Annotated in this window: 3 protein-coding genes; all 3 read left to right on the top strand. The window is 72.0% G+C overall.

Annotated features, from left to right (window positions below; all coding sequences use genetic code 11):
* Positions 1–1,073: 2-oxoglutarate dehydrogenase, E2 component, dihydrolipoamide succinyltransferase (gene sucB, locus ACWGE1_RS40055; protein WP_453425397.1), on the top strand; the 1,073-nt coding region annotated here is incomplete at its 5' end.
* Positions 1,074–1,204: 131 nt separating this feature from the next.
* Positions 1,205–2,593, top strand: coding sequence for an esterase/lipase family protein (locus ACWGE1_RS40050; RefSeq protein ID WP_453425396.1), 1,389 nt, complete (start codon positions 1,205–1,207; stop codon positions 2,591–2,593).
* Complete coding sequence (locus ACWGE1_RS40045) at positions 2,586–5,177, top strand: caspase family protein (protein ID WP_453425395.1); 2,592 nt, start codon at positions 2,586–2,588, stop codon at positions 5,175–5,177. Before ACWGE1_RS40050 ends, ACWGE1_RS40045 begins: the two co-directional genes overlap by 8 nt.
* Positions 5,178–5,198 lie beyond the last annotated feature (21 nt).

Raw genomic sequence — 5,198 nt, 5'->3', positions numbered from 1 at the left:
CGGCCCAGGCTGCCGCCCCGGTCGCCGCCCCGGCTCCGGTCGCGCCCGCCGCCCCGGTCGCTGCCCCGGCTCCGGTCCAGGCCGCCGCCCCGGTCGCCGCCCCGGCTCCGGTCGCCCCCGCCGCCCCGGCCCCGGCGTCCGCCGGTGACGAGGCCGCGTACGTGACCCCGCTGGTGCGCAAGCTCGCCTCGGAGTCCGGCGTCAACCTGTCCACGGTCTCGGGCACCGGTGTCGGTGGCCGTATCCGCAAGCAGGACGTCCTGGCCGCCGCCGAGGCCGCCAAGGCCGCTGCCGCCGCCCCGGCCCCGGCCGCCACCCCGGCCGCCAAGGCCGCCGTGGCCGCCGTCTCGGAGCTCCGCGGCCAGACGGTCAAGATGACCCGCATGCGCAAGGTCATCGGCGACAACATGATGAAGGCCCTGCACTCGCAGGCTCAGCTCAGCTCCGTGGTCGAGGTGGACATCACCAAGATCATGAAGCTGCGCGAGAAGGCCAAGGGCGCGTTCCTGGCCCGTGAGGGCGTCAAGCTCTCGCCGATGCCGTTCTTCGTCAAGGCCGCTGCCCAGGCGCTGAAGGCCCACGCGGTCGTCAACGCCCGGATCAACGAGGACGAGGGCACCATCACCTACTTCGACTCGGAGAACATCGGCATCGCCGTGGACTCCGAGAAGGGCCTGATGACCCCGGTCATCAAGGGTGCCGGTGACCTCAACCTGGCGGGCATCTCCAAGGCGACCGCCGACCTGGCCGCCAAGGTCCGCGGCAACAAGATCACGCCGGACGAGCTGTCGGGCGCGACCTTCACCATCAGCAACACCGGCTCGCGCGGTGCGCTGTTCGACACGGTCATCGTGCCGCCGAACCAGGTCGCCATCCTGGGCATCGGTGCCACGGTGAAGCGCCCGGTGGTCATCGAGACCGCCGAGGGCACCAACATCGGCATCCGCGACATGACGTACCTGACCCTGTCCTACGACCACCGCCTGGTGGACGGCGCGGACGCGGCCCGGTACCTCTCGGCCGTCAAGGCGATCCTCGAGGCCGGCGAGTTCGAGGTCGAGCTCGGCCTGTAAGGCTCCGCCGCCCCGCGGCAGCCACTCGATGCGGCGCCCCCTTCCGGAACACCCTCCGGGAGGGGGCGCCGTCGTCATACGCTGACTGGTCCAGCAACGAGTCGGCGGGGGCGGGCATGACACGCGCACGGGTGAACGATCTTGTGGTGGTACTGCCGGGGATCATGGGAAGCAAGCTGGCGGATGCCGACGGCAAACCGGTCTGGGGCCTGTCGGGCGGCGCCCTGGGGCGGGGCCTGCGCACCTTCGGCGGCTCGGTGAAGGCGCTGCGCCTCCCGAAGGACGTCGGCGACGACCACCCGGGCGACGGAGTGGTCCCCGTCGGCCTCATGCCCGACGTGCACGCCCTCCCCGGGATCTGGCAGCCGATCGACGGCTACACGGACCTGCTGGCCTGGCTGCAGCTGTCCTTCAGCCTGACCCTCGGGGAGAACCTCGTCCCCTTCCCGTACGACTGGCGGCTGTCCTGCCGCTACAACGCCGAGCGGCTGAGGAAGACCGTCGCCCGCGCGCTGGGCCGCTGGCAGGACTCGGCGCCCGAACGCCGGGACGCGCAGGTGATCTTCATCTGCCACTCCATGGGCGGGCTGGTGGCCCGCCACTACGTGGAGGTGCTCGGCGGCCACGAGGTCACCCGCCGCGTGATCACCATGGGCACCCCGCACCGCGGCTCCCTGGACGCCCTGATCCACCTGGTGAACGGCCTCCGCAAGGGCTGGGGCCGGCTGGGCGTCGACCTGAGCGCCTTCGCCCGCAGCCTGCCCTCCCTGCACCAGCTGGCCCCCGACTACGCCTGTGTGACGGGCCCCGGGGGCCTCACGTATGCCCGGGACCTGCCGGGCCTGCCGGGGGTGGACCCCGCGCTGCTGGCGGACGCGGCCCGCTTCCACGCGGACCTGCGCCGGGCTGCTGCCGACCGGCCCGCACCCACCCCGCTGCACGCGATCACCGGCATCAGCCAGCCGACGCTCACCACGGCTGAGTTCTCGGGCGACGCCCTGACCCCGCTGTGGCTGATCGACGGGTCCGACGAACGGGGCGACGGCACCGTGCCGCGCCTCTCCGCCCGCCCCACGAACGCCGACAACACGGACTACGCGGTGCCCGAGGCCCACACCCCCTGCGAGCAGCACGGCTCCCTCCAGAACAACAAGGGCGTACGGGACGCCCTGGCCGGCCTGCTGGGCCACGAGCGGCCCTTCCACCGGGGCGACGAGGACGGCGACGTCCCGCTGGCCGTCCTGGCCCCCTCCCTGCCGGACCCGGGAGACCCGTACGAGGTCGCGGTCACCGTCCCTGCGGAGGTACCCGACCACGACTCGCTCCACCTCACGGCGGAACTCCGCCCGACGGACGGCACCCCGGCGCTCTCCCGCACGGTCCGCTCCCTGGGCGAGGGCCGCTACACCGCCGCCTTCCCCGCGCCGGAGCCCGGCGCGTACCGGCTGTCCGTACGGGTGACGGCCTGGCCGGAGACGACGGTGACGGCGCTGACCGTGGTGGGAGAAGCCGGTGAGTGAGGCGTACGAGGGCATCCGGGGCACGGCTCTGGGCGTCGTGGTCGAGCACTACGGGAACTCTCGGTTCCGGCGGCTGACCGGCGCGACCGAGCAGATGCAGGAGCTGTGCGAGCTGTTGGAGGCCCACGGCTACACGGCGACGGCAGTGGCCGACCCCGGATGGAAGACGGTCCGTGAACCCGTGCGGGACTGGGCGGTGGACTGGGGCCGCGACGGGCGCAACGGACCCGCCGTCGTGCTGTGGTCCGGGCACGGCGTCCTGGACGACGGGGAGCTGCGCCTCGTGCTGTGCGACACCGAGAACCCGGAGTACGAGGGGGAGACGTTCTCGGCCAACGAGCTGACGGCGACGGCCCTGCTCAGCAGGGCGGACCAGGTGTTACTGCTCATCGACACCTGCCATGCGGGCGCGGGGGTCGAGGAGTCCCTGAAGAAGGCACTGGCCAAACTGTCCGCGAAGAACCTGCCCCCGGGCCGGTCCGCCTGGCTCGGGGTGCTGGCCGGCTGCCGGCCCCAGGAGGAGGCCGAGGCCGACGGCATCCTCCTGGACTCCTTCGGCCGGCTGCTGCGCGAGGGGCCGCAGACGGACACGTACCGCCACGAGTGGAGCCGCCGCAACGAGCTGATCAGCGGGAGCACGGTCGTCAAGACGCTCCTCGCCCAGTGGCCGGCCGAGGTCGGCCAGCGCCCGCTGGAGGCCATGACCGGCCTGGACCTCCCGATGTTCGCCAACCCGCTGCGCCGGGCCGCTCCGGAGCCGGAGCTGGTGGAGCACCTGGTCCAGGCGGCCCGCGGGGTCTCCCCGACCGACGAGGGCTGGTTCTTCAGCGGCCGGCGCGGCGTGCTCGGGTCCATCGTGGAGTGGCTGGCCGCCCGGGAGCCCGGGCTGTTCCTGGTGACGGGGAGCGCGGGCAGCGGAAAGTCGGCCGTGCTCGGGCGGATCGCGACACTGTCCGACCGGGAGCACCGGGCGAGCATCCTGGCCCACAGGCCGCTGGCGGAGGACGATCCGGATCCGGGTGAGGGATCGGTCCACGTCTCCCTGCACCTGCGAGGCTTCACGGTGCAGCAGCTGGCCGAGGTCATCGCCCGCCGCCTGAACCTGGACCCGCCGCAGACGCCCGCCGCCCTGATCGCCGAGGTGGAACGGGGCTGGCCCGGCGCGCCCGAGAACCTGGTCCTCGTCCTGGACGGCCTGGACGAGGCGGCTCCGGACCAGGCCCACCCGATCGTCGAGCAGCTCCTGGCACCGCTGAGCCGGCTGGCGTCCGTACTGCTCGGCTCCCGGGACCGTCCGTTCCGGCCGCAGGGGGAGCTGCGGGAGCCGCTGGACCGTGCGGTGAGCCGCCTGCTGGACATCCGGGCACGGGCGGTCGACTTGGACCAGGAGGCCGGCACCCGGAACGACATCCGGGGGTACGTCGAGCAGCGGCTGCTGGCGCGGGAGGTGGGCTCCGGGGACGCGGAGAACGTCGCGCGAGGCATCTCGGCGCGCGCGGCGACCCACAACGGCGGCTTCCTCTTCGCCAAGATGGCGACGGACTCCGTGATCCGGCATCTCCCCGGGCCGGAGAGCGAGGGCTGGGACTGGGAGGAGGCCATTCCGTCCTCCATCAGCGCGGCCTTCACGGAGGACTTGAGGGACGGGCCGAAGCGGGAACGGGACGGTGATCCCCTGCCGAGCGCGGCCGAAGATCTACTGACGGCGCTCGCCTGGAGCCGGGGGAACGGTATGCCGGCACGGGGCATGTGGGAGGCGGCTGCTTCGGCGCTGAGCGCGGACGGGGTCGTGTACGGCCCGCAGGACGTGGACTGGCTGCTCAATGAGTACGGCCGCTATGTCGTGGAGGACAGCGACGGTGTGCAGGCGGTCTACCGGCTGTACCACCGGGAGTTCATCGCTCACCTCCTGCAGCGTAGAGATCTTTCCGATCCTGCCTATCGCGTGGCCAGGGCGCTGGTCGACCTCCTGCGTGCGCAGACCGACGGCACAAGGCTGATCGAGAATGCGAACCCGTACGTCCGAGGGGCCTTGTCCGCGCATGCGGCCATGGCAGGGCACGAGGGAATCGCCCTGATCCGTGAGCTCGTCACTGTTCGAGGCGAAGTGTTCCGGCCCGATCTCGCCAGCGCACTGAGCCAGGTGGCGCTCATGCTCGCCGAAGCCGGTCAGCGAGAGGAGGCGCTGGTGTTGTCGCTGGAATCGGCCGCGCTCTACCGAACCCTCGCCCAGGGAAAGCACGCCGCTCACCTGGCAGACTTCGCCGCCTCGCTCAACAACCTCAGCGTCCGCCAGGCCGAGACCGGAGACCGAAGGGGCGCGCTCACCACCATCACCGAAGCCACCGACCTCTACCGAACCCTCGCCCACGACCACCCCGCCGCCTACCTCCCCGACCTGGCCACCTCCCTCAACAACCTCGCCAACCGCCAGGCCGAAACAGGAAACCGAAAGGGCGCACTCACCACCATCACCGAAGCCACCGACCTCTACCGAACCCTCGCCCAGGAAAACCGCGCCGCCTACCTCCCCGACCTCGCGATGTCCCTCAACAACCTCGCCAACCGCCAGGTAGAGACGTGAAACAGAAAGGGCGCACTCAAC

It is taken from the genome of Streptomyces sp. NPDC054932 (genome assembly GCF_053610205.1).
The sequence above is the reverse complement of the archived record's forward strand: the minus strand, read 5'-3'. Positions and strand labels throughout refer to the sequence as shown.